Annotated in this window: 19 protein-coding genes; 17 read left to right on the plus strand and 2 right to left on the minus strand. The window is 60.3% G+C overall.

Annotated elements, in window-relative coordinates; all coding sequences use genetic code 11:
• Positions 1 to 70: 70 nt before the first annotated feature.
• The 4 genes from FYK55_RS11740 to FYK55_RS11755 all read left to right on the plus strand — a co-directional run bounded on the left by FYK55_RS11740 (position 71) and on the right by FYK55_RS11755 (position 7,552).
• Positions 71 to 715, plus strand: coding sequence for a PEP-CTERM sorting domain-containing protein (locus FYK55_RS11740; RefSeq protein WP_161604455.1), 645 nt, complete (start codon positions 71 to 73; stop codon positions 713 to 715).
• A gap of 232 nt (positions 716 to 947) precedes the next feature.
• Positions 948 to 2,705, plus strand: coding sequence for an exosortase U (xrtU, locus tag FYK55_RS11745; RefSeq protein WP_150076581.1), 1,758 nt, complete (start codon positions 948 to 950; stop codon positions 2,703 to 2,705).
• Complete coding sequence (locus tag FYK55_RS11750; RefSeq protein ID WP_150076582.1) at positions 2,702 to 4,408, plus strand: tetratricopeptide repeat protein; 1,707 nt, start codon at positions 2,702 to 2,704, stop codon at positions 4,406 to 4,408. Before xrtU ends, FYK55_RS11750 begins: the two co-directional genes overlap by 4 nt.
• A gap of 573 nt (positions 4,409 to 4,981) precedes the next feature.
• The gene (locus FYK55_RS11755) at positions 4,982 to 7,552 is read left to right on the plus strand and encodes a polysaccharide biosynthesis tyrosine autokinase (protein ID WP_150076583.1); all 2,571 of its coding nucleotides are present in this window, start codon (positions 4,982 to 4,984) and stop codon (positions 7,550 to 7,552) included.
• A gap of 110 nt (positions 7,553 to 7,662) precedes the next feature.
• Here the strand turns inward: FYK55_RS11755 and FYK55_RS11760 are convergent, their stop codons facing one another.
• Positions 7,663 to 9,918 (minus strand): AMP-binding protein, encoded by a 2,256-nt coding sequence (locus tag FYK55_RS11760; protein ID WP_235908626.1) that lies wholly within the window; start codon positions 9,916 to 9,918, stop codon positions 7,663 to 7,665.
• A 267-nt stretch (positions 9,919 to 10,185) separates the two neighbouring features.
• Here FYK55_RS11760 and FYK55_RS11765 point away from each other — a divergent pair, with 267 nt between their 5' ends.
• The 3 genes from FYK55_RS11765 to FYK55_RS11775 all read left to right on the plus strand — a co-directional run bounded on the left by FYK55_RS11765 (position 10,186) and on the right by FYK55_RS11775 (position 12,107).
• Positions 10,186 to 11,013, plus strand: a complete 828-nt coding sequence (locus FYK55_RS11765; RefSeq protein WP_150076585.1) for a hypothetical protein — start codon at positions 10,186 to 10,188, stop codon at positions 11,011 to 11,013.
• Between the two features lie 75 nt (positions 11,014 to 11,088).
• Complete coding sequence (locus tag FYK55_RS11770; protein ID WP_150076586.1) at positions 11,089 to 11,448, plus strand: hypothetical protein; 360 nt, start codon at positions 11,089 to 11,091, stop codon at positions 11,446 to 11,448.
• Between the two features lie 32 nt (positions 11,449 to 11,480).
• Positions 11,481 to 12,107: a class I SAM-dependent methyltransferase gene (locus FYK55_RS11775; RefSeq protein ID WP_150076587.1), complete on the plus strand. Its 627-nt coding sequence runs from the start codon at positions 11,481 to 11,483 to the stop codon at positions 12,105 to 12,107.
• Between the two features lie 10 nt (positions 12,108 to 12,117).
• Here the strand turns inward: FYK55_RS11775 and ispF are convergent, their stop codons facing one another.
• Complete coding sequence (ispF, locus tag FYK55_RS11780; RefSeq protein WP_150076588.1) at positions 12,118 to 12,666, minus strand: 2-C-methyl-D-erythritol 2,4-cyclodiphosphate synthase; 549 nt, start codon at positions 12,664 to 12,666, stop codon at positions 12,118 to 12,120.
• Positions 12,667 to 12,816: 150 nt separating this feature from the next.
• On the opposite strand from ispF, the gene FYK55_RS11785 reads away from it, so the two are divergent.
• From FYK55_RS11785 to FYK55_RS11830, 10 genes are all read left to right on the plus strand, one after another.
• Positions 12,817 to 13,818: an ABC transporter ATP-binding protein gene (locus FYK55_RS11785; RefSeq protein ID WP_150076589.1), complete on the plus strand. Its 1,002-nt coding sequence runs from the start codon at positions 12,817 to 12,819 to the stop codon at positions 13,816 to 13,818.
• 291 nt (positions 13,819 to 14,109) lie between these two features.
• Complete coding sequence (locus tag FYK55_RS11790) at positions 14,110 to 14,955, plus strand: polyphosphate kinase 2 family protein (protein ID WP_150076590.1); 846 nt, start codon at positions 14,110 to 14,112, stop codon at positions 14,953 to 14,955.
• A 15-nt stretch (positions 14,956 to 14,970) separates the two neighbouring features.
• On the plus strand, positions 14,971 to 15,582 hold the full coding sequence (locus FYK55_RS11795) for a hypothetical protein (protein ID WP_150076591.1): 612 nt from the start codon (positions 14,971 to 14,973) through the stop codon (positions 15,580 to 15,582).
• 339 nt (positions 15,583 to 15,921) lie between these two features.
• Entirely contained in the window at positions 15,922 to 16,257 is a 336-nt protein-coding gene (locus FYK55_RS11800) for a hypothetical protein (protein WP_150076592.1), read from the plus strand.
• Between the two features lie 297 nt (positions 16,258 to 16,554).
• Entirely contained in the window at positions 16,555 to 16,761 is a 207-nt protein-coding gene (locus FYK55_RS11805; RefSeq protein ID WP_150076593.1) for a hypothetical protein, read from the plus strand.
• Between the two features lie 66 nt (positions 16,762 to 16,827).
• Positions 16,828 to 17,436: a preprotein translocase subunit SecA gene (locus FYK55_RS11810; RefSeq protein WP_150076594.1), complete on the plus strand. Its 609-nt coding sequence runs from the start codon at positions 16,828 to 16,830 to the stop codon at positions 17,434 to 17,436.
• A gap of 195 nt (positions 17,437 to 17,631) precedes the next feature.
• On the plus strand, positions 17,632 to 19,245 hold the full coding sequence (locus FYK55_RS11815) for a DUF1559 domain-containing protein (protein ID WP_150076595.1): 1,614 nt from the start codon (positions 17,632 to 17,634) through the stop codon (positions 19,243 to 19,245).
• A gap of 243 nt (positions 19,246 to 19,488) precedes the next feature.
• Positions 19,489 to 21,390 carry a sulfatase-like hydrolase/transferase gene (locus tag FYK55_RS11820; RefSeq protein WP_150076596.1) on the plus strand — a complete coding sequence of 634 codons (1,902 nt, stop codon included), beginning with the start codon at positions 19,489 to 19,491 and terminating at the stop codon, positions 21,388 to 21,390.
• 15 nt (positions 21,391 to 21,405) lie between these two features.
• Positions 21,406 to 22,086 (plus strand): bifunctional 4-hydroxy-2-oxoglutarate aldolase/2-dehydro-3-deoxy-phosphogluconate aldolase, encoded by a 681-nt coding sequence (locus FYK55_RS11825; RefSeq protein WP_150076597.1) that lies wholly within the window; start codon positions 21,406 to 21,408, stop codon positions 22,084 to 22,086.
• Positions 22,083 to 23,132 carry a sugar kinase gene (locus FYK55_RS11830; protein ID WP_150076598.1) on the plus strand — a complete coding sequence of 350 codons (1,050 nt, stop codon included), beginning with the start codon at positions 22,083 to 22,085 and terminating at the stop codon, positions 23,130 to 23,132. Before FYK55_RS11825 ends, FYK55_RS11830 begins: the two co-directional genes overlap by 4 nt.
• The last annotated feature ends 5 nt before the right edge of the window (positions 23,133 to 23,137 follow it).

The raw sequence follows: 23,137 nt of genomic DNA on the forward strand, positions 1-23,137 counted from the left end.
GTTCGAATGGGCACTAGTGTGTGGCAGACAGTATTCCCCCCTGCGGAACAACAGCGATATTGGACTGTTCATGATGAATAATAAACGTGTGATTTGCGCCGCAACGATGGCGGCTCTGATGACTTGCTGCCAAGCTCAGGCTGCAGTTGTCTCGTTTCTCGGCTCCGTCGATTCGGGACGACCCGGGCCCGTGCTCGGATCCCTGCCGCGAAACTTTGTCCTGGTTTTGGATTACACGCCCAGCCCGGGCGGATCCAGCAACACCACGGGGACGTTGAGTTTTCCGGCAACGCCCAATTCGAACACCTCGAACACCGATCCCAATCCGGCCGTGTCGGTCATGACCATCGGTCAGGTCGCAATTGGCAACAACACGGGTGCTGGCGGCACCGACTTTTTCAGCTTTAACGGCAACGTCCCCACGGGGATGCTCGGGCCGAACCAGGTGAATTTCTCTTTCACCTTCACCAAGCCCGGTGACACGCTGGACTCCAACGAGCTGACACCGGAAGCAATTGCAACGCTCGTCAGCGGTCAAACCTCCGTTGCGTTCTCGGGCGGTACCGGCGGCTTCAGCGGGCAGGGTGTCATTCGTGGCGCGCCGGAACCAAGCACGATGATCGCGTTGACCGGATTGGTGGTTGGCGGATGCGGCATCGGTTACCGCCGTCGCAAACAATCTCGCAGCGAAGATTCCGAAGCGATCAGCGAATAATCGCTCCGCTACCGGTCCCTCAAATACGAATCAACGGCAGGATTCTCGCAATGCGAGATTCCTGCCGTTTTTTATTGGCAATTGTTGGGGTCGCCGGCGTCGACAAGGTTCTCCGTGTGCCACGATTGAGCAACCGACCTTGCGTCCTGCGAAGTTCTTCGGACTTGGTTCGGTTGTAGCAAGCCAACAAGCACGGTTTGGCAAACGGGACCACGGGGGATTTCTTTTCCGGATGAATGGACGATCATCGCAATCGACTTACACGGCCTGGGGTTTCTGGGCTTTGATCCTGCTGGCCCCCTTGCCGGGCCTGTCGGTGTACCTGGCGTGGATCAGTGAACTGGAGCAGTACGGCTATCTGCTACCGCTGTTTCTGGCTTTGATCGCACTGATCCTGTTCCGCTGGGATCATGTAATCCGGATGCCAGGCGACGCTTCCTCGCTGGCTCTGGTGGGCCTGTCCACGACGGTGACCGTTGTGGGCGCCTACCGAAACTCTCCGTGGTTCTCCGCGATCGGTTTTGCTTTGGCTGCCGCCGCCTGGCTTCGCGTGCACCGGAGTGCCGACGACGGTGGGCACCGCCTGACGTATCTGGCGTTGCTGCTGGTGATGCTGATCCGGTTGCCGCTGAATTTGGACTTGCAACTCTCGTCCGCGTTGCAAACATTCACTTCAAAAGTGAGCAGCCATCTGCTGGATGCCGCCGCGGTGACGCATTACCTGCGAGGCAACGTCCTTGAACTTCCGGGCGGCACGCTGTTTGTTGAAGAAGCTTGCAGTGGGGTGCAATCGTTGTTCACCATCCTGTTCTTGGTTTGTTTGTGGATGGTGCTTGTTCGTCGTCCGTTGATCGCCACACCTGCTTATCTTCTCGCGGGTGTGATTTGGGCGATGGTCATGAACGTGGTTCGGATCACGTCGATTGCGCTGGCGCAAGAATGGTACGGTTATAACTGGTCGACCGGTACCGCCCACGAGATCCTGGGATGGGTCTGCTTGCTCGTCGCCGCGTTGATGATGCTGTCCACCGATCGACTGCTTCGCGTCGCGTTCTATCCGGTGCCGCCGGATGAGTCCGGGAACCTTGGCAACCCGGTCGCGAGAATTTGGAACGCAGCTTTGCTGTTGGGAATGCCGGAGCCGACCGACGACGAATTCCGGTCGTCGCGTCCTGCCCCGCAACCGTCTCGGCCAATCCCCTGGATGACGCGTTCGCTACTCGTCGCATCCGTGTTGTTCTTCCTGACCAGCATCGCATTCGGGGCGCGGATGATGGAATCGCGGATTGCCCAAGTCGTTCGGCCGGACCAACGACCGTTGCTGTGGGATCCCGACGCCGCGCTTCTGAACACGACCTCCTACGCGTCCTTGATTACCGACCATCAATCACTTCGCGAAGCCGATAGCAAACAACTGGGAAATCATGCCGATGTCTGGACGGTCATGATGGACGGCCTGCCGGTTCGGATCGCGATCAGCCAGCCCTATCCGGAGTGGCACGACATGCGTCGCTGCTACACGGGAAACGGATGGCAAATCAATGACTGGAACGCCGTTTTGCCGCCGCCGGAAACGAATTCAAAAGATCCATCGGCGATCGCCGAGACCCCGACTGACGGCTGGCCGGTTTCGCACGCGGAACTGGTCCGCGAGAGCGGCGACTACGGGACCCTGATGTTTTGCGGGTTGACCTACGACCGCGAATTGCTTTCCCCGCCGATGGCCGGCTTGCTTTCGATGTTCGGAAATCGCGTCAAGGACCGATCGTCGCTGCGGCCGAACGTCATCATGTTGCAACTTTGGACCGAGACGCAAACACCCATCGTCCCGGAGCAAATGACCAGATTGCGTCAACTGTTCGAAGCGTTTCGACTCACCGTGCATGACCGGCTTCCCGTGAATGCCGGACCCAACACATCGCCGTCCGACCTGGACACCCACCTGACCGCAGTCTCCGCCCACGATGGCGCACGGAGGTCGACGCCGTGAACCCGATGAACCTGCTGCGTCGCTGGCAAAGACGCCTGATCGCAACCGTTCGCTTTTTGGTGACGTTGCCGTCCCGACTTAACCTGATGGATCTGGTGATTCACGCTTTTTCGTTCCCACAACACGAATGGGCACGACGGCTCCGGCGCGATGTTTCCCAAGACGACGTTCCCGTCAGTTGGACGCAATGGATCAATCCGATCTACTGGATCGCCTGGCTGTCGCGGTTTGCCTACCGCTGGATCACCACGCGTCCGTACATGACCCTGGCACCGGCCGTCCCCGCGGTGCTATTCGCGATCGCTCTGACCGGAACGGTGATCGCGGTCCTTCGCCGCGACCCCACCCAGACGCAAACCATCTATCTGGATACGCTGAAAACCGCGCTGGCATCGGACAACACCCAAGTTGCTTCCGTGGCGGCGCAGCGTCTGCTGGAGATTGATCCCGACAACCTGGAACATCAATACCAGGTGGCGATTCTGGATCACGAACTCGGGCACACCGAATCAGCCCGATCGGCCATTTTTCGATTGGCCATGCAAAATGAATATGGCCCGGCGGCACTGTGGATGCTGAAGTCGCTGATCTACCAGTCTTCCGACAGCGATTCACAACTTGCAGCGGAACAACTTGTCCGCCGTGATTCTTGGTCCGATCAGGAAGTGGAACTTTGTCACCGGTCGGCGGCCGTCGCGATGGAGAAGCTGCCATCGGAACGGGCAGCCTTTGCACGAAAGATGTACGCCGGCTTCCTGTCCGCCAACGGGTTCACCGGCAGCGCCCTACGCCAATATCGCATGGTGGCGGAATCCGATCCCGGTGTGGCCCTGATCGCGGCGCAATTGGCCGCGAAGACGGGTGACTACTCCTCCGCCGATCGCTTTGCTCAGATCGCCGTCCGTCATCTGGAACCGAAGATGATGGCCAATCCCACGTCGGTGCCGGCTCGACTCCAACTTGCTCAAGCGCTCGTGCTGACCGAACGTGACGACGACGCCTACAACCTGCTGCTCGATGGCCTTGCCTTGACCCCCGACCCGACGCTAACCCAGGCGGCCGGCGAAGCGTTGATTTTCAAATCCGAACGCCTGAAACGGAACGTTGGCGAAACCGAAACCTTGGGATTGCGGGCCAACCTGCTAAGTGAAGCGTTGGAACTGGCTCCGGAAAGCCCGCTGGTGATGGAGTCGATCGTTCAGTTCGCGATCGACTGTGCCGGGGCGGACGAAGACGGCATCCGCCGAGTCCGAGAATCGTTGCTGTCGCAGGTGACGCCCGCCGTTGCCTACTTCGTCGAAGGAACGGCACTTTTGATGGCCGGGAAAACCGATGCCGCGCAGGAAACCCTGGAACTGGCCGCCAGCGAAGGCAGCGAAATGCCGGGATTGCTCAACAACCTGGCCGTCGCGCTCAGTCTTTCCGACAAGCGATTCCTTCCGCAGGCCCTGGATCTGTCCAACGAAGCGTTGCGACAATTGCCGGGGCATCCCTCGCTGCTGGAAACGAGAGGGCAAATTTTATTGCGTCTGCAACGCTACGAAGAAGCAATCGTCGATTTGGAAAAGACGCTTGCCAATCCGGCGATGCGACCGACGGCCCACGCCGGGCTGGCCGAAGCGTACGGGGCGCTTGGCAACAAGGAACTGGCCCGACGCAATCAAATCTTGGCCAAACGCTACGGCGGCTCGCCCGCCCTCTAATTGGACAGCGCCACCTTGCGCGAGCCGCCGCTATCCGCGGGTTTTCTCGCATCCACCGGCGGCTAGCGTCTTGCCGCTCATTGCACGGCAAATCACGGTGTTTTTGATTAAAGCGCCGCTGCCCTGTGGTGCTTCGCGGCTGGTTCAGCGGCCAAGCACACATCCCGTCGGCTGACGCCGACGGCAGGGCGCTGTCGGCGCTTTGCGACTGGGGCCCGGCGAGGAGCGGTTGAGATCCTCTGCGTTGGCCGGGTGGCCAAACCAAAGGTTTTCCGATCGGGCAAATCTTGATCCCGCCGGGACCTTTAATTTTTTCGCCGAAACGGTGTTGATAACGAATCTGACGACTTTGCGACGATCGCATTGAACGTTCGGTAACCATTGTCGCGGTTCTAGTGTCTCGGGTCAGTTTTTTGACTGCGGTAAAGAGAGACAGTTCGGGCGCGATCCAATTGATGCCTGTAGGTTTCTTGTGGAGTCCCCACGTCAACCCGTTCGTTGGCTCCGATCCGTGTTCGCTTCACCACAATCATTGATTGTCCAAGCCCATTCTTTTTGCACGTGAAACTGTCGATGCTCGACCAGACCTCCCCCTCGCAACAGACGCACGAAATCAGCGGTGCGATTGACTCGGTCCAAGATGTCCAGGGCGAATCGATTCTGACCGTGCTGTGGCGATTCAAATGGCTGCTGGGTGTGTTCCTGGCGGCCGGAACCGGCGTCGGCTATTGGATCTACAAACAGAAGCCGACCACGTATCGGGCCACGACCCAACTGATGTTCAAGAGCGATACGCCGCTGACGCTGGACGCCGCATCCGGCTCCATCCGTGGCGGCATCCCCAGTGGTAACCTGATGCAATCACTGATCACCTCCGATGGGATCGTCAGCCGGGTTGCGTCGCATCACGAACTGAAATCAATTCCTTCCATGCAAGGCAAGGATGCAAAGTCGGTTGCGTCAATGATCCGCAAGGGAATCAAGTTCCAAACGCTGACGGACGTCTCCGATTCGCGTGACCGGATGATTGCGGCCCTGCATTTCGACGGCCCCGACCCGCAAGTTTGCGTGGCCGTGGTGAATGCTGCCAGCGAAGCCATCGGAGAACACTTCGAAGCCGAACGGGAATCCACCATCAATGAGTTCTCGCGTCTGATCGATGACGCGCAGCAAAAGCTGCTGCCGCAACAACGCATGCTCGAGGAAGAATACAAGTCGTTCCGCGAAAATGCCCGCTTGGAGTGGAACCTGGAAGGCCAGGCCATCAATCCCCATCGCGAACAACAATTCCGACTGCAGGCGCATCGGACCGAGCTGCAGCAACGGATGCGGCAAATCAATAGCGAGTTGCGATTCGCAACCAGCACGTTCAAACGACATGACGACCCCGTGCTGGTCGCGCAAATCATTGGTCAGATGGGAAGCGACAACGACGGGTTTGACTTCGTCAGCCGCGTCGACCAATCCCCCAATCCCGTGCCGGGCGACTTGGAACTGCAGAAGATCGAAATCGAACGATCACTGATCCCGCTGGAAATCAAACGCGAGCAATTGGAACTCGCGTACGGCGAATCCCACCCGGAAGTCAAATCGATCACGATGCAGATCGACAGCTCGCAAAAAAAGCTGAACGAACTTTCCGAGCGGATTTCGCAGCGGCGGGCGGAATTGAACGCACAGAGTAGCCGGACGGACCTGGGTGCCGAAGCGCAAAAGGCACGCACCGAACACGCCCGTGAAATCGTGGAGGCTCACATCCGTGGTCTGCAAGAACGGTTGCTGGTGATGCAGGACGATTTAAGCCAGTTGGACGATCAAATTGCCGTTGAAAAGCGAGCCGCTGACGAGTTGAAGGAACAGGAGCAAAACGACGCCTCGTATCGCCGTCGGATCGAGAGCATCCGGGGGATGACCATTCAGTTGGAACAGCAGATGTCGGCGCTGAAGTTGGTCGATGTCAACGGCGGAATCATTGTCGAACCGTTGCTCAGCACCGGCCAAGCCTATGTCACCGGACCGGACCTGAAGCGGGACCTGATTCTTTACGGCATGCTCGGACTCGGTGCCAGCGGCTTGCTGGCGTTGCTGTTCGAAGCGAGCGCGAAAATGTTCCGCAGCGCCGAAGAGATCCAGCGTGAACTCCGACTTCCCGTTTTGACGCACATCCCGCTGGACGAAGGCCCAGTTCGTCCGGCTGCGGGAACCGTTGCACCGGAGATCGCCGAATTGGATCCGCAACTTTCGGTGGTGCACCGGCCGTACTCGCCGGCGTCGGAGGCTGTTCGGGCGGTGCGGACCGCGATGCTGTTCGATCACCGGCAATACGACAGCCGCGTATTCCAGGTCACCAGCCCACTTCCGGGCGACGGAAAGAGCACGCTCGCCGCGAACGTGGGATGCTCGATCGCTCAGTCCGGTAAGAAGACATTGCTGCTGGACCTGGATTTGCGAAGTCCCCGGATGTCGCTGCGATTCAACCTGGAATCCGGCAAAGGATTGACAAACGTCCTGAACGGCGAAATGGACGTGACCGAAGCGATCCACACCACGCCGATCGAAAACCTGGACATCCTCCCCTGTGGCCCGCTGCCGGCCAACCCGGCCGAAGCGCTGACTCTGGCCGAACTGGGTGAAGTGCTCGCCTGGGCGCGAAAGCACTACGACTTTGTGATTGTGGACACACCGCCGTTGCTGATGGTCAGTGACCCTGCGGTCGTGACGAGCTACGTCGACGCCGCGATGCTGGTTCTTCGGATTCGGCGCCGGTGCAAACCGAACGCCAAGGAAGCCGTCGCGATGTTGCGTTCGGCCGGCGCCCGGGTGATGGGTGTCGTCGTCAACAAGATGGACGAGATCAGCGGTGGTGCCTCCTACAAGAGCAGCGCCAGTGGCAGCTACCAGTCGATCGGATACGGATACGGCGACAAGTACCGACGCCGATACCAACAGGAGGCAAAGGTCCAGGACACCTACGTGGTGAAGGGCAAGGTTGCGTCGGAACCGGCGGAGGTTCGGCGTCCCGCCCGGAATGGAAAACCGGTCGCCTCCACCGTCGCCGGTGATCCCGTTCAAGCATCACGGGGACCAGCCCCGTTGGCACCACCGGTGCTGACCGAGCGTCATTCGACGCCCACCCACCACTAACTGGACGGCACGACGTTCCGCCAGCTCGCCGGGGCGTGCATGAGGGGTCTGAACCACGGGCTGGCGACGGTTTGAAGTTGCTTCCGCCGTGCAGCTGCAGCGGGAACGAACTACGCTCCGCACGCACGGTCGGAGATGTACGTCGACGCGATGTACTCGCTGAGCGAAGCCACCGTCGGATTGTTCCAGGCCACCTCGGGGGTCAACGCGACGCCGGTCCAATCCTCCGCTTCTCCGCTCAGTTCGACCGCCGCCATGCTGTCCAGGCCGTAATCGGTAAACGGCTTCTCCAGGCTCAATTCGGTCGGGGCCACACCACCCCGCGCGATCAGCCAGTTGCTCATCCAATTTTCCACCGCTTGCCGCACTTCCGACCGATCGCTCTCCCGCGGACGTTCGGGCAGGCCGGGAAAGGCGATGGGAGCCTGTTCGGAAAAACTGGATCGATCGTACCGATACGACGTCCGCACGGAATCGTTTAGAAACTGGTCGCGACAGCTGGATCGGCGGACCTTGCCACTGGTGGTGACAGGAATCGATGCGGCACGGACCAGCCAGATATGCTGCGGGTCCACCTCGTGAACTTCAATCACGTTGCGGCGAATCTGGCGTGCCAGGTCGGGCAAATCCAAATGTTCGCGGGAGCGAGGTAATTCGGCGATGATCGCCAACGCTTCGGAGCGTCCTCCGGCAACGGAGAATGCGGCAGCGATTCCAGAGTGACGTGCGGTTTGCCCGTCACCGCTGCCCGCCTGCGTGACCGTCCGGACGAAGTCCACCACCGTTGATTCGATGTCCTGCGGAAACAAGTTGCGTCCGCGAAGGATGATGATGTCCTTCAATCGGCCACTGATGAACAATTCGCCTTCATGGAAAAAGCCCAGATCACCGCTACGGAAAAACCCCGACCGGCCATCCGACAGGGTGGCATCAAATTGTCGCTTGGCCAGTGGACCTTCGCTTTCCTCGTCCGATTCTTCCGCATCGGTCTGGCTCCAATACCCGGTCGCAACGCCTCCGCCACGGATCCAGATCTCGCCAATGGCTCCCTCGCCCAGCGGCTGACCGGTGGCGGGATCAACGATTTCGATCTCCGTGTCGTTGACCGCTTTGCCGCAGGAGACCAATTCCTGTTTGTGTCGCTTGCCGATCCGCTTGGCTTCGTTGGGATCCAGCACCTGAATCCGGCCACACTCGAACGCCGACCGATCAATCGACAATGATCGCGGCGCCCCGGGGCCATCGCCGCCGGCCACCAACAACGTCGCTTCGGCCAGACCATAACACGGATAAAAGGTCTCACTTCCCAATCCGTTGGTTGAGAACCGGCGTTGGAAGTCGCGTAGCGTGCGCGCCGCAATCGGTTCGGCGCCACAAAAAGTGATTTGCAACTGTTTCAGCGAAATGCCGTCGGTCTGATCCGGCGGAATACGATCCACGCACAACTGGTACGCAAAGTTGGGAGCTCCCGTGATCGATGCTTGGTAGTCGCTGATCACTTGCAGCCAGCGCAGTGGACGCTGCAGGAAGGCCCGCGGACTGAGCAAGACGGTATGACCGCCGATGTACAACGGCGCCAAGATCCCGCCGATCAACCCCATGTCATGATAAAACGGCAACCAGAAAACGGCCGTGTCGATTTCCGCCGGATCCGTCCCCTGCTCTGACGCAGGCCAGGAAATACCAAACCCCTGTCGGATCGATTCCAAGTTCGCCATCACGTTGCGGTGCCGAACGACCACCCCTTTCGGCTCGCTGGTACTGCCGCTGGTGTATTGCAGAAACGCGATCGCCTCGGGCGAACCGGCCAACTCTGACGACTGAAAGGTCGCCGGACCGGCCCCGTCCTCGGGCGAACGATCATGGTCAATGGCCAACGCGGGAATCGACTGGACGCAGGGAAGCTGCTTTTCCGCGGCAAAGGTTTGCAACGTGTCGTGATCGGCCAATAACACCGAGGGGGCACAATCGGCCGCTGCCGAATTCAGCCGTTCGACGAAACGATGCGGCTTGGGGTAACAAGTCGGCACCGGCGCAAACCCCGCCAACTGCGCGCCCAGAAATCCGATCAGAAAATCCAGGCCGGGCGGATACAGCAGCAGAGCCCGGGGCGCCGCGTCCGGTTCAGACGCGTCGGCCGACAGGCCATGCTCCAATGCGAATCTCTGCACCTGACCGGCCGCCTGCACCGCTCGCTGCCACAACTGTCGGTACGTCAGGGACACCGGACGGTCGTCCTCGGCAAAATACTCGTCGGACAGGAACGTCACCGCCGGTCGCTGCGGATGCAATTGAGCCCGCAACTCAATCCAGCGCGGCAAGGTCATCGATGGATCGCGAACCGGGACGCCAGAATCGTCCGTCATGCCGTAAATCTCAGGTGGCGGTGCTGTCGAAAGGGGGTTCATTGGGACCGTCGGGGGTCGGGTCGGCCACCGGTTGCGGGCCGCATGGACGCTCCTCCGGCGGTCGCTTGAGAGAAAAAATAACCCAAAAAAGCGTCGAGAGAGAGACGTGGAGTGACTTTTTGAAGCCTCGTCGGTCACCTATCCTCACCAGGCCGCGTCCGATCGGGCCGAGCCGTCGCCCTTCGGGGATGTCCTCCGCGGCTAAATTACCGAACATTGAAACGAATGAATAGCGCATCGGAATCTCCCGGGAACCAAAGTCGGCGCAGCGGCGTGCGTGGCTCCGGCGGCGGCCGGCACCGCGGAAAAAGCCTGGCCTCGCTGGTGCTGGTGTGCCTGCTGGCCGCCTACGCCCTGCTGCAACCGGAATTGAATTCCCGCTTCGGTTGGAACCTTCCCGGCTTGCCCGACGGAACCTCCCAGGTGGAACCGGGGTCCCGGTCACCGGATAACGGCGGCGTCCTCGCACCACGTGCCCGAAACAACCAGCCGGCCGCGAACCAGCCAACTGCCAAGGCAACCGTCCGTCCCGACGGACACGACGCGGATGCGGTGGAAGCGGACTCTGGGAATTCCGCCAAGAACCCACCGGGTGACGTTCGAAATCAACGGAACAATCCGCGTTCCGATCCGGGGAGCGGCCCCACCACGTCGGATCCCGATCGCTGGCAGGACTACCTGAAGTCCATCGGTGCGGATCGCTACCGATCGCCCGAAGGTTTGCTGTACACACCCGGCAGTGCTGAAGGTCATCGGCTGGAGCATCTGCGGCGTCACACCATCGACCAGCCGGAACGCCCCGGGCCGCACGGAGTGTTCGACGGCGGCATGCTGGGTGCCCTGCAAACGATCGACTCAGCGTATGCCAAGAGCAAACGCGGGATTCAAACGACCAAGCGGACCGATCAAGGACGCACCATTTACACCGTCGACCTTGGACACCGTGTCGGATTCGTCGGCGGACGCGAGGGTCAGCGGAGACGACATCCGATGGCCCGCCGCGTGCGACTGGTCTTGGAGGATGCGCGTGTGATCACCGCCTATCCGCTGTGACCTCGCGTGTCATCGAGATTTCAATGGACCGATATCGGCAGGGCCACCGCCCGCCTCTCCCATCAAAGACAACTCATGAATTCGGATCGACGTTCCTCCAGCGGCCCAATTTCCGTTCGCGGCCCGATGCATTCGGTCGCGATGTGTCCGATTTGCCAGGCCGGATTGTGCGGCATCCGAATCTGCACCGGTGACGACCCGCTGGTGCCGGCTCCTCGAGGCGGGTTCCTGCTGTGTGACGAGTGTGAAGCGATCTGGATGTCCCCGGACGTGACGACGGCGCACCACTATCCTTCGTCCGAATCACCGGAGTGTCCGATCTGCCATGGGGATTTATGGGGCAACAGTGTCTGGGCCGACAATCAACAGATCCAATCGTTGGGATGGTCCCAGGCGGTGAATCCAGACCTGGATCAAACCGCCACGGGGTCTTGAGATCACCGTCCTTTCGGTGAATCGCGAAAACCATGTTGCAAGCGATCGAATTGCCTTCGCTGGTCAATAGCGAACGGCTTCCCGCCGAGATTGCCGAGCGTCTCGCGTCGCTACGTCTGCGGATCGAACACTTTCAGGATTGCTGGGACCAGCACCGCGCCGAACAGTTCGTTGCGGCCGATTACGAATTGGTTTTTCAGGCGTTGCGTTGGCTGGGTGAATGCCAACCGATGATCGGTCGCCGATTCCTGGAATGGGGATGTGGCTTCGCCGTCGTCTCCTGTCTGGCCGACCAGTTGGGTTGGAATGCCCACGCGGTCGAAGCTCATCCGGACCTGGTCCCTCAAGCGGAGAAAACGATTCGCCAGTGGCCGGCTCGGGTCGAGCTGTTCGCCGGCAACTTTCTGCCCCACCAGGCGGAGTCGCTGGCGGCCGACCCGACGCTGCCGTCGTTGGGCCACGGCGGCCCATCGCCGTACGAAGCCTGGGACCTGGACCTGGATGACTTTGCGTTGGTGTATTCGTATCCCTGGCCGGGGGAAGACGAATTCCACGAAGACGTGTTCGACGCCTACGCCGCCCCGGGCGCGTTGCTCTTGATGTTCATCGGCCCGAATGAAATGCGGCTGTGGCGCAAGGGTCGCCCGGACCGACGATGACGCCAACGGACTATGATTCGTCCGCCTGCCGCGGCGTGGGCGGCGTCCCCGTGCCTTCGCTGATCACCAGCACGACCACGCGCGCGGCGATTGCCTGGCTGGTTCCGATTTCCCCCACTCCTTCACCCGTCTTGGCCTTGATGCTGACGTCCGTCGTGGGCACGCCCAACTGTGACGCGATGCGTTCCCGCATCAAGTCGATGTGCGGCGCCATTTTCGGTCGTTGGGCCAGGATGACGCAATCAAGATTCCCCACCTGCATCCCGGCCTGGCGCACCGCGTCGACAGCGGCGGAAAGGAATTCGCCGCTGTCTCGACCGGCGTTTTCGGCAGCATCGTCGGGAAACAGGCGTCCAATGTCCTTCGCGCAAACAGCGCCGAGCAGCGCGTCCGTGATCGCGTGCAGCAACACGTCAGCGTCGCTGTGACCGATGGCGTGAAAGTCCGATGGCACATCGACCCCACCGATTCTCAAGGGCCCCCCGGGCCCCAAGCGGTGCGAATCGTATCCCAAACCGACTCGGAAGGCGGGGCCGGATAAAGAGGAGGAGCTCGACATGACGCGTAGCCGGGAGGAACGACACAAGCAGGCCACCGGGTCGGCAGCGCCGGTGGTCGCCAGGCGGTCGACGGATGTGGCCTTTGGCTGGCGACCGCGACCACTACAATAGCCGCCGCCGCGTCCTTTCCCTAGCCGTCCTGCGGATTCATGTCGATCATCGAAGTTCGAAATCTGACGAAGTCATATCGGGTCTATCGCAAGGGCGAAGGTCTGAAGGAAAGCGTTCGTGGATTGTTTCGCCGCGAATACAGCGAAGTCCACGCGGTGCGCGGGATCGACCTGCAGGTGGAGGCCGGCGAATTTGTCGCATTCCTGGGGCCCAACGGCGCCGGCAAAACGACCACGCTGAAATTGCTCTCCGGCGTGATCGATCCGACCAGCGGTCAAGCGACCGTGATGGGCTACGTGCCCTGGGAACGCAAAGATGCTTACCGGCGACGTTTCGCGCTGGTCATGGGCCAAAAGAACCAGCTCTGGTGGGACCTTCCGGCGCAAGAATCCTATCGGCTTCAACAACAGATTTATGCGGTCCCCCAAGACCAGTTCCGGTCGACATTGGATGAATTGACGGAGCTGCTGGAGGTTCGTCCGCTGCTCGGCCAGCCGGTCCGAGAGCTATCCCTGGGTGAGCGGATGAAGATGGAGTTGATCGCCGCCCTGCTGCACAGCCCCGACGTCCTGTTTCTCGATGAACCGACGATCGGCCTGGATGTCATCGCCCAACACAACATCCAGCAGTTCCTCCGCTACTACCAAGAGAAACGAAAGATCACGATCCTGCTGACAAGCCACTACATGAAGGATGTCGCGGCGCTGTGCAAACGGGTCGTCGTGATCGCCGGTGGAAGGATCGAATATGACGGATCCCTTTCCGGCATCATCGATAAGTTTTCCGGTGACAAAATCATCACGTTGCAATTGGCCGAAGGGCACGAGCCGAACCTGGCATCGCTGGGTGAAGTGCTTTCGGAAACCTGGCCAAAAGTGCGACTGAAGGTTGCCCGCGCGGACGTCCCCCGGATCCTTTCACGCGTCCTGACGGAACACCCCATTGAGGACGTGGTCGTGGAAGATCCTCCGCTGGAGGACGTCATCGCCGGGCTGTTTCGTGAGACCGCAGTCAGCCAGGACCGACGCAGCCCCGCCTGAAGGGTGCGACGCCATTGGAAGTTCCGACGGTCTGTTAGACTGGAGCCGACCACCGCGACCAATGGAACGCGTGAATGGGAACGGCGGCCCGGGACTCATACGGGGCCGGCCTGCCGTTTTCCCGCCTGCCGCACTGCGTGCTGAACATCGGGTGCTGAATACAGTGTGCTGAACACAGCGCACTGAACACTCAGCAATGCCACCGCGGACTGAAGGCTGAGCACGGAACGCTAAGCACTGCGTGCTGCGGCGAGCGGCGGACGACAAGCGACACGACCAAGAGAAGCAGCGATGAATTTTGAAAGTGAATACCGAATCCGGCCCAACCAGCAGGTGTCGCTGGACACCATCGAAACCCGCACGCGAGGTCCCTTCGAACGCAAGTCTGACGGAAAAGCCGTCACCGAAGAGAATGTCAAAGTGATTCGGGACTTGCAGTATCGGATGTTTGTCGAACGCGAGCAGTCTTTGTTGATCGTGCTTCAGGCTCCCGACGCCGCCGGTAAAGACGGGCTGATTCGAAAAGTGCTTGGCAAAATGAATCCCCAGGGTTGTCGGACGTATCCCTTCAAGGTCCCCAACGAAACCGAACTCGCTCACGATTTCCTGTGGAGGATTCACCACTGCACTCCCAGCAAGGGAAAGGTCGCGATCTTCAATCGTTCGCACTACGAAGACGTACTGGTCGTGCGAGTGGAGAACCTGGTGCCAAAGTCCGTGTGGAGCAAGCGATTCGAGCTGATCAACGACTTCGAACGGATTCTGACTGCCAACGGAACTCGCGTGCTGAAGTTCTACCTGCACATCAGTCCCGAGGAACAGCTGGAACGTTTCAAAGAACGACTGGACAATCCGGACAAGCACTGGAAGTTGAATGCGGGTGACTACGAGTCCCGACGACACTGGGACGCTTTTCACCGAGCCTACGAGGAGGTTTTTCAGAAGTGCAGTACGGAAGACGCTCCCTGGTACGTGGTACCGGCCGACCGCAAATGGTATCGCAACGCGGTCGTTTCTTCGATCGTCGCCAAAACACTGCGTGACATGGCGCCTCAACTGCCGCCGGTCGATGTCGACCTGGACGAAATCCGCCAGTTGTATCACCAAGCCCATGCGCGCCAGCAAGAATCATCCTGACCCTTTGAGGCATTGATGTCTGTCAAACGAGTGACCTGTCCGTATTGCCGCACGTCGATGAACGTGGCTGCGTCCATGGCGTCGGTCAAATGCCAGCACTGTTCGGGCGTCTTCAAACCGGGCGAACAGCCCGCCACGGCGACTCCGCCCGGTGGGGCGACGTCAGCTCCCAAAGCGAACTCGAGCCCACCGCTGTGGCTGATCGGCACCGTCGTGGCCGCCGTCGTTTTGCTCGTGGCCGCTCCGGTCGGCTACTACTTCGCCACCGCCAACCAAGCGCCGGCCGCGCCCGGTGCCGACGATTCCCCGGCTGCCCCCGCGGCCCCCGTCGCGACGACGGACGGCGATCCCTCCCCCTCGGATGACGATCCCGAGACGGCTTCCTACCGCGTGGTGGATCTGCCCGATTCCACTCGCAAAAAGATCTACCAGGACTACCAGCGAATGATCGATTCGTCGTTCGGAAAAGCCAAACGCATCCCTGCCAGCGGGCAAGCCGGGACCGCCTTGCGAGACATGTTGGGCAAAACCGTGCAGCGGGAGATCACGGGGCTGGCGCTCATCCACCACATCACGGAAGAAGACATCTACGAGATCATCAAGGAAGGCGACGCCAAAGGTTGGTGAAGCCATCTCTCCCGGCCTCATTTTTAGACGCGCCGCGAAGTCGAATTGACGACACCGCTTCCAACTGCCGACAGCGACCTGCAACGAATTGCTGGTCCGAACGTCCGGTCAGCGTTCCGAACCATGCTTGAATCCCGATTTTTCGTGCAGCGGAAGACGGCTTTTCCTGCGCGAGCAGACGACGGTCAAAAGAATGGTCGTGCAGCCAGGAAATTGACGGGAAAACGCTCGATTGGCGCACCGCATGCAGATTGAATCGGTGTTCTCCAGAAGGCCTCGTTCGACGAATGGTTCGGCGGGCGAATTCCTTCCAGCGCCTCCCAAGCAAGGAAAGGTCAAATGTTGAAGAAACTCGTGCTCGCGGCGGTGGTTTGCCTTGGTGCAACCGCGTTGACCGCCACCAGCAGCGAAGCCGGCGGGTGCCACTACGGGCACCGCTACGGGTCTTCCTACGGCTCCTACGGGTATGCCTATCGGGCTCCGGTTTCGGTTTCGCCGTACGCGTACAGCATGCGTCGGGCACCCATCTCGGTGTACCGACCGTCCTACCGTCCCTATTCGTCCTACCGTTACGGCTACGGATCCGGGCGTTACGGATTCGGTTATCCCGGCTACGGCTACAGCGGATTCGGTCCGTATCGCGGCAGCGGGATTTCGATCGGTATCGGATTCTAGTTCCGTCCTTCAATCGGATCTGCTGCATCCGAACTCAACGCGATTCGACCGGCGGCCACGCGCTCGGTCGAATCAATGCGGTGCGACGCCGCGGGAACCAGGTTCTCGCGGCTTTTTTGTTGGCACACTTGCCACCAGCCAACAGTCGCCGTTCTATTGTGTTGCCAGCCGTCGGATCGAGGTCCGGCGGTCCCCGACGCCATGCGGCGCGCCAATGTTGATTGACCGTTGCAAGTGGATGGCGCCGAACGATCAACGGCGATTCTGCGACCACGGACGAAGAACCGATTGTCGCCGATGCTTCTTCTCTTGATGCTTCAAAGGATTCACGTGGACAAAAAGCAAAAAAAACGTTTGGATGTGATCAACAAAAAACTCGGAAGCCTCCGTCAACAGCTTGCCGGTTCGCGCGAACAGGCGGACGATCTTGATGAGTTGAAAGACTTGGAGAACCAGATCGCGAAGCTCGAGGCGGAAGCAGCTGAGATCAAGGCATCCAAGTAGTGTGTTGATGACGTCGACAAGACGATTTGAGAGCCGGGTGCCCCGTCCCAATCAATGAGACCGACCATGTCGCTCTTCAAACTCCTGTTCGGACGTCGAACGCCGGAGAATATCCAGCTTGAGAAAGAATCGCTCTGGCTGACGCGCGAGGCAAAATTCGCTGGCATCGCTCGGCAACTGCAGCATCCGGCCAGTCCGCCTCCCCTGGCAATCCTCTTGATGGCCCACTTTCCGGACACGCAATCTGAGTTGGCCAAATTGGCGAAGCAATCCGCCGGAGAGGTTCCCGTGATGGCGGTTCTGGCGAACGAATTGACGTCGCGTATCGCCCGAGACTTGCAGATCGGCCCCGACGCAATCATCGACGTGATCGCTGCCGAACGCCATCCGTTGGTCTCTGTCGATGACCGGTTGATGGAAGACTTTGGAAAACAATTGAATTGCCGATGCCGTGTGCACGTCCACCAGTCGTTGGAAGATCCGCTGATGCAGCGTTTCTCCGGACAATCCATCATCGATCTGCTGCGATCGATGGGCATGCGGGAAGACGAAGCGATTGAAAGCCGAATGGTCGGGCGGAGAATTCGCGACGCCCAAAAGAAAATCACGGCCCAAGCGGTCGGTAACACTCCCGCCGAGTCCGCCGAAGAGTGGATGCGGATCAATCTGCCGTAGATCCGTCGTCAGCCACGGCCCGTCCTGCTGGCCCGTCTATCGATCAATCTCATGCACGGGATGATCGATCTTCAACGAAAGACAAGCAGAGCCTTCTCCGAATTGACGCCCGTCGCGGGCACGCAACCGCCCCATTGGATAAACTGACGAGGTGAACTGAACGAGGGCCCCGCTCGCCACCCACCGGAGACGCCGATGATTCCCCGCTATCTGATCCTTCCGATTGTCGTTCTCGGACTTGTCGGTTCCGCCGCCGACGCGCAGGAGAGCGTCAAGCTGTCGGCAAAGCATATTCCCGACAGCGCCGTCGCGGCGGCCTACCTTTCGCCCCGCGAAGTGCTGACGTCGCCCGAATGGGAGTTGATGCCGGTGGAAATCCTGCAAGCCGCGGCCAAAGAATCTGTCGGCATCGACCCCCTGCACATCCAGGATGTCAAAGTCGTTGTGGGACTGCCGGGCCCGGGCGGCCCCCAATTCGGTGCGTTACTTTCCTTCACGCAGGACTATCCGATCGACCAACTGAATCCGGAGTTGTTGAAGGAATTCCAGCGTCAGGACGTGGACGGCCTGTCGGTTTATCAAAGCCCTTCCCCGCCGCTGATCCAGATCCATCAGCCCAATCCGCGCAGCCTGCTGATCGCCGGTGGTGACTACCTGCTTCCCGTGCTGAATGCCGACGGGACCGGCCAGGGACAACTCGTAACCCTGGTTCCCCAAATCTCACGCCGCTCAGGTTTGACCGTGGTTGTCGCCATGGACCAGATCCGCCCAATGGTGACCGGCGGATTGCGACAACTGGCCCCGCGGATCCCGCCTCCGATTCAACCGCTGACCGAAATTGCCGAAATGACCGACGCCCTGATGGTCAACGTGAACTACGGCATGATGACGGGGGCCATTTCCGTTTCCGCCCTCGCACGCGATGCCGGCGCCGCAGAAAACTTGGAAGCCGACTTGAATGCCGCCATCGACTATGGGGTCCAATCGTTCAAAGACCAACTGATCCAAAACGCCAATGACGAGGGCCCCGTCTTCGACGCAACCGTTCAATACGTCGATCGCATCAGCAAAAAACTCAGTGAGTTTGTGCGTCCGCAACGAAACGACCGTGTGGTGCGGATCGATGTGGATACGGGGAAGAGCAACGTCGCGATGACCGGGGTGATGGTCGGACTGTTGCTCCCAGCCGTTCAAGCCGCTCGGGAAGCGGCCCGACGGATGACCGCCAGCAACGGTTTGAAACAAATCGGCCTGGCCATGCACAATCACCACTCCGCGTACAAGCACTTTCCGGACCGGGCCATCCGCGATGAAGAGGGGAAGCCGCTGCTGAGTTGGAGGGTCAAGTTGCTTCCCTTCTTGGACCAGCAGGCTTTGTACGAACAGTTTCATCTGGATGAACCTTGGGACAGTCCCCACAACCGCGCGCTGATCGAAAAGATGCCGACCGTCTACCAAGACCCGAGCGCAGTCGTGCCCGCCGGTCAGACGGTGTTCCAATTGCCGATCGGTCCGGGACTGATGTTCGAAGAGCAACCGGGGGAGCGGACCATCAGAGACATCACCGATGGCACGTCAATGACCATCATGGCGGTGGAATCTTCCGCCGACGCCGCGGTCCCCTGGACCAAGCCGGAAGACCTGTCCATCGACATGCAACAGCCGATGGCCGAAATGGGCGGCTCGCATCCCGGTGGCTTTCACGTGTTGATGGGGGACGGCGCCGTCCGATTCATTGCCGATTCGATCGATCCGGCTTTATTCAAAGCGATGCTGACACGCGCGGGTGGAGAGCCCATCAACTTCTGAGGGTGAGAGGTCGCTGCCACGACTCGGCGCAGGTACCAACACGACGGTCCAACCGTCGGAACCGACGCCACGCCGGCTGCGGATGTCCCGCCGTCCGACGCCATCCTGTATGATTCCCCGCCTTGGCCGCCCCGTCCTCCGCTTGGCCTGCGCTAAGCGTGTCCTGCCCTCGGCGTGACCTTCGGCGGCCGCGCCCGATCTGCCTCGTTTGCCCCGTCACCACAACCCCTCTCGGCAATTCCCATGCTTCCGTTCCGTCTCCATGTCGTGGCTTGGCTGATCACCCTGTGGCCGCTGGCAACATTCGCCGTGGCCGAACAACGGCTCCCCAACATCCTGTGGATTTCCTGCGAAGACATCAGTCCGCACCTGGGTTGCTACGGGGATCCACACGCGATCACGCCGAACCTGGATCAGTTGGCCGGTGAAGGGGTTCGCTATTCGCACGCGTTCACGACGGCCGGGGTTTGTGCCCCGTGTCGCAGTGGAATCATCACCGGCATGTATCAAACCACCTTGGGCACCCATCACATGCGGTGCACGGCGACGTTGCCCGACCAGATTCGCCCTTTCCCGATGCTGCTGCGCGAAGCAGGTTACTACTGCACGAACCAATCGAAGCAGGATTACCAGTTCAAGACGCCCTCGGGCACGTGGGACGCATCCTCCAAGAACGCTCACTGGCGAAACCGCCCCAACGCCCAAACTCCCTTCTTTGCGGTTTTTAATTTCACCGGTTGCCACGAATCCGGGATTGCCAACAAAGCGAAGTATGAAAAGGTGACCGAGGTATTGTCCGACGATCAGCGTCAGGATCCTTTGACGCTCGATTTGCCGCCCTATTACCCGGACACTCCGGTTGTTCGCGAGGACTGGAAACGCAATTACGAGTTGATCACAGCCATGGATCATTGGGCCGGAGAATTGGTCCAACAGTTGATCGATGACGGGCTTTACGAACAGACCATCATCATGTTCTGGTCCGACCACGGTGTCGGGTTACCCCGAGCCAAGCGTTGGTTGTACGACTCGGGGACGCACATTCCGCTGATCGTTCGTATCCCGGAGCGATTTCGCGTCGACGATCAGGGCACGCCGGGAACGGTCAGCGACCGCCTTGTCAGCTCCATCGATTTTGGTCCCACGGTTTTGAATCTGGCCGGTGTCGATGTCCCCGAAATCATGCAGGGTCGGCCATTCCTGGGCACCGACGCCGCGGAGCCGAGGGACTACGTCTACGGTGCTCGCGATCGGATGGACGAACGTTACGACATCATCCGGATGGTTCGCGACAAACGTTTCAAGTACCTCCGTAACTATGAACCGCTGAAGAGCTACTACCAGTACATCAATACGGCCGAGAAAGGAGCGACGATGCAAGAGCTTCGACGCGGCCATGAGGCGGGTAAGCTGACCGAAGTCGCCGATGCCTACTTTGCTCCCTCAAAACCCGTCGAAGAACTTTACGACTGTGACGCCGACCCGCATGAAATCAACAACCTGGCCGACGACCAGGCCTATGCGGACGTCCTGCAACGGATGCGATCGGCCCACCGCGACTGGGTCCGTCAAACCGCTGACCTGGGCCTGATCCCCGAACCGATCCTTGCCGAACGCGTTGGAGAAGCGGGATCCGAGTACGCCATCTTGCATCACTCCGATCAGGACACGGCCGCCGCGGATCTGGGCCGCACCGCCGAATTGGCCTCGTCCGGTCCGAGCGTGCTGCCGGAATTGATCCAGGCAGCCGCGGACCACGACAACGCGATTCGCTATTGGGCCGCGGTCGGAATCGGCAACATCGGACCGGCGGCCCGATCAGAAGCCTCAGCGTTGATGACGTCGATGTTGCAGGACGAATCGTCGGCCGTACGGACCGCCGCGGCCCGGGCACTCGGACGGATGGGACTTCCCGAGGCCGCTTTGCCGGTGTTGATTGACGAACTGACGACGGGGGCCCAATGGGAACGACTTCACGCGGCAATCGTGCTGGATGAAATGGACCAGCAGGCCGCCCCGGTGGCCAAACAGATGGCGGCCGGGCTACAGTACCAACCCGGTTTCAACTCGGACGGCAAGTATCGCGTGCGAGTGATCAACCGGGCTTTGAACGAACTGAACGGGACCGACCACGTGGTCGACTAATCACGAAGGACCGAAATGTTTCCCGCCGCGCTGCTACAACGTCTGTACGACGCCGGTTTCGTCGCCGTGCTGACCATCGAGAACCTCGCGGACGCCGTCCCGCTGGCCGAAGCATTGATGGACGGCGGCGTGCATGCGATGGAACTGACATTGCGGACGCCCGTTGCCGTCCAGGCCCTTGAAGCGATCCGCGATCAGGTTCCGGAAATGATCGCTGGCGCCGGGACCGTTTTGACGCCGGATCAGATCCGGCAAGTCCGCGCGGCGGGAGCCGAGTTCGCAGTGGCACCGGGAATGAATCCTCGCGTCGTCGCCGCCGCTGCCGAAGCGTCTCTGCCGTTCGCTCCCGGCATCTGCACTCCCAGCGAATTGGAGCTGGCCTACGAACAAGGCTGCCAGACGCTGAAGTTTTTTCCCGCCGAGCCCATCGGCGGACTTCATTATCTAAAAAGCATTGCGGCCCCACTGCGTCATTTGGGGATTCGCTTCATTCCGCTGGGAGGCATTGATGCGGAAAACATGGAAGCCTATTTGCGGCACCCGCTCGTGCACGCGGTCGGTGGGTCCTGGGTGACGCCACCCAGTTGCCTCGCGGAGCAGGATTGGAAGTCGATCTCGCGATTGGCCGCCCGAGCATCGACCATTGTCCAACGCGTTCGCAACGATCTTCGCGACCACGTCGAGGCGAACCGATGACTCGTGTCGTCACGTTTGGGGAAATCATGGCGAGGATGGCTTGTCCAGGATACAAACGGTTCCAGCAAGCCATGCCAGGAACTTTGAATGTGACCTTCGCCGGTGCCGAAGCTTCGATTGCGGCATCGATCGCCTACCTGGGAGGCGATGCGATTTTCGTGACCGCCCTGCCGCCCCATCCGATTGCCGATGCCTGCATCGCTGATTTGCGTTCGCTGGGACTGGACACAAGTCAGATTCTCCGCACGCCGCAGGGACGGTTGGGGCTGTACTTTCTGGAACAGGGTGCCAACCAGCGTCCATCGAACATCATTTACGATCGTGAGAATTCGTCGATCGCGATCACACCGCCCGACGCCTACGATTGGGATGCGATCCTGCAGGATGCCGAGTGGTTGGTGCTTTCCGGTATCACACCGGCCCTCTCGCGCAATGCGATGGAGGTCACGATGCGTGCGGCAAGCGAAGCGGCTTCGCGAAACGTCCGCATCGCCTGCGACGCGAACTATCGCGGCAAACTCTGGCGTTGGGAGCCGTCCACCGAACCCAGGCAACTTGCCAACCGCGTCATGCGTCAATTGATGCCGATGGTCCAACTGTTCATCGGGGGACACCAAGACGCGGCATCCATTTTGGGAACCGAAGACTCGCTCGGTCCGATTGAACTCGCCCGGGAACTGACGTCCAAGTACCCTCAGATTCGTCGCGTCGCGATGACGCGTCGAGAGGACAGTTCTGCGTCCCAGAACCGATTTGGCGGCCTGCTCTATGACCAGAACTGCGACCAACTGTATGAAGCCCCGGAACAGCACGAAGGCTATCTGATATCGCACATTGTCGATCGCATCGGGACCGGCGATGCGTTTGCGGCGGGACTGCTGTTCGCGCTCACAACGCCCGGCCTGGAGACGCCGCAAACCGCCATCCGGTTTGCCACCGCGGCCGGCTGCCTGTCGCATTCCGTCGAAGGCGACTTCCATTTCGGATCCCGCGCGGAGATCGAGTCGCTGATGAATGGTGATGCGACCGGGCGGGTCCGACGCTGACGCCT

The organism is Roseiconus nitratireducens (genome assembly GCF_008629675.1).
In the GTDB taxonomy this organism is placed as follows: Bacteria; Planctomycetota; Planctomycetia; order Pirellulales; family Pirellulaceae; genus Stieleria; species Stieleria nitratireducens.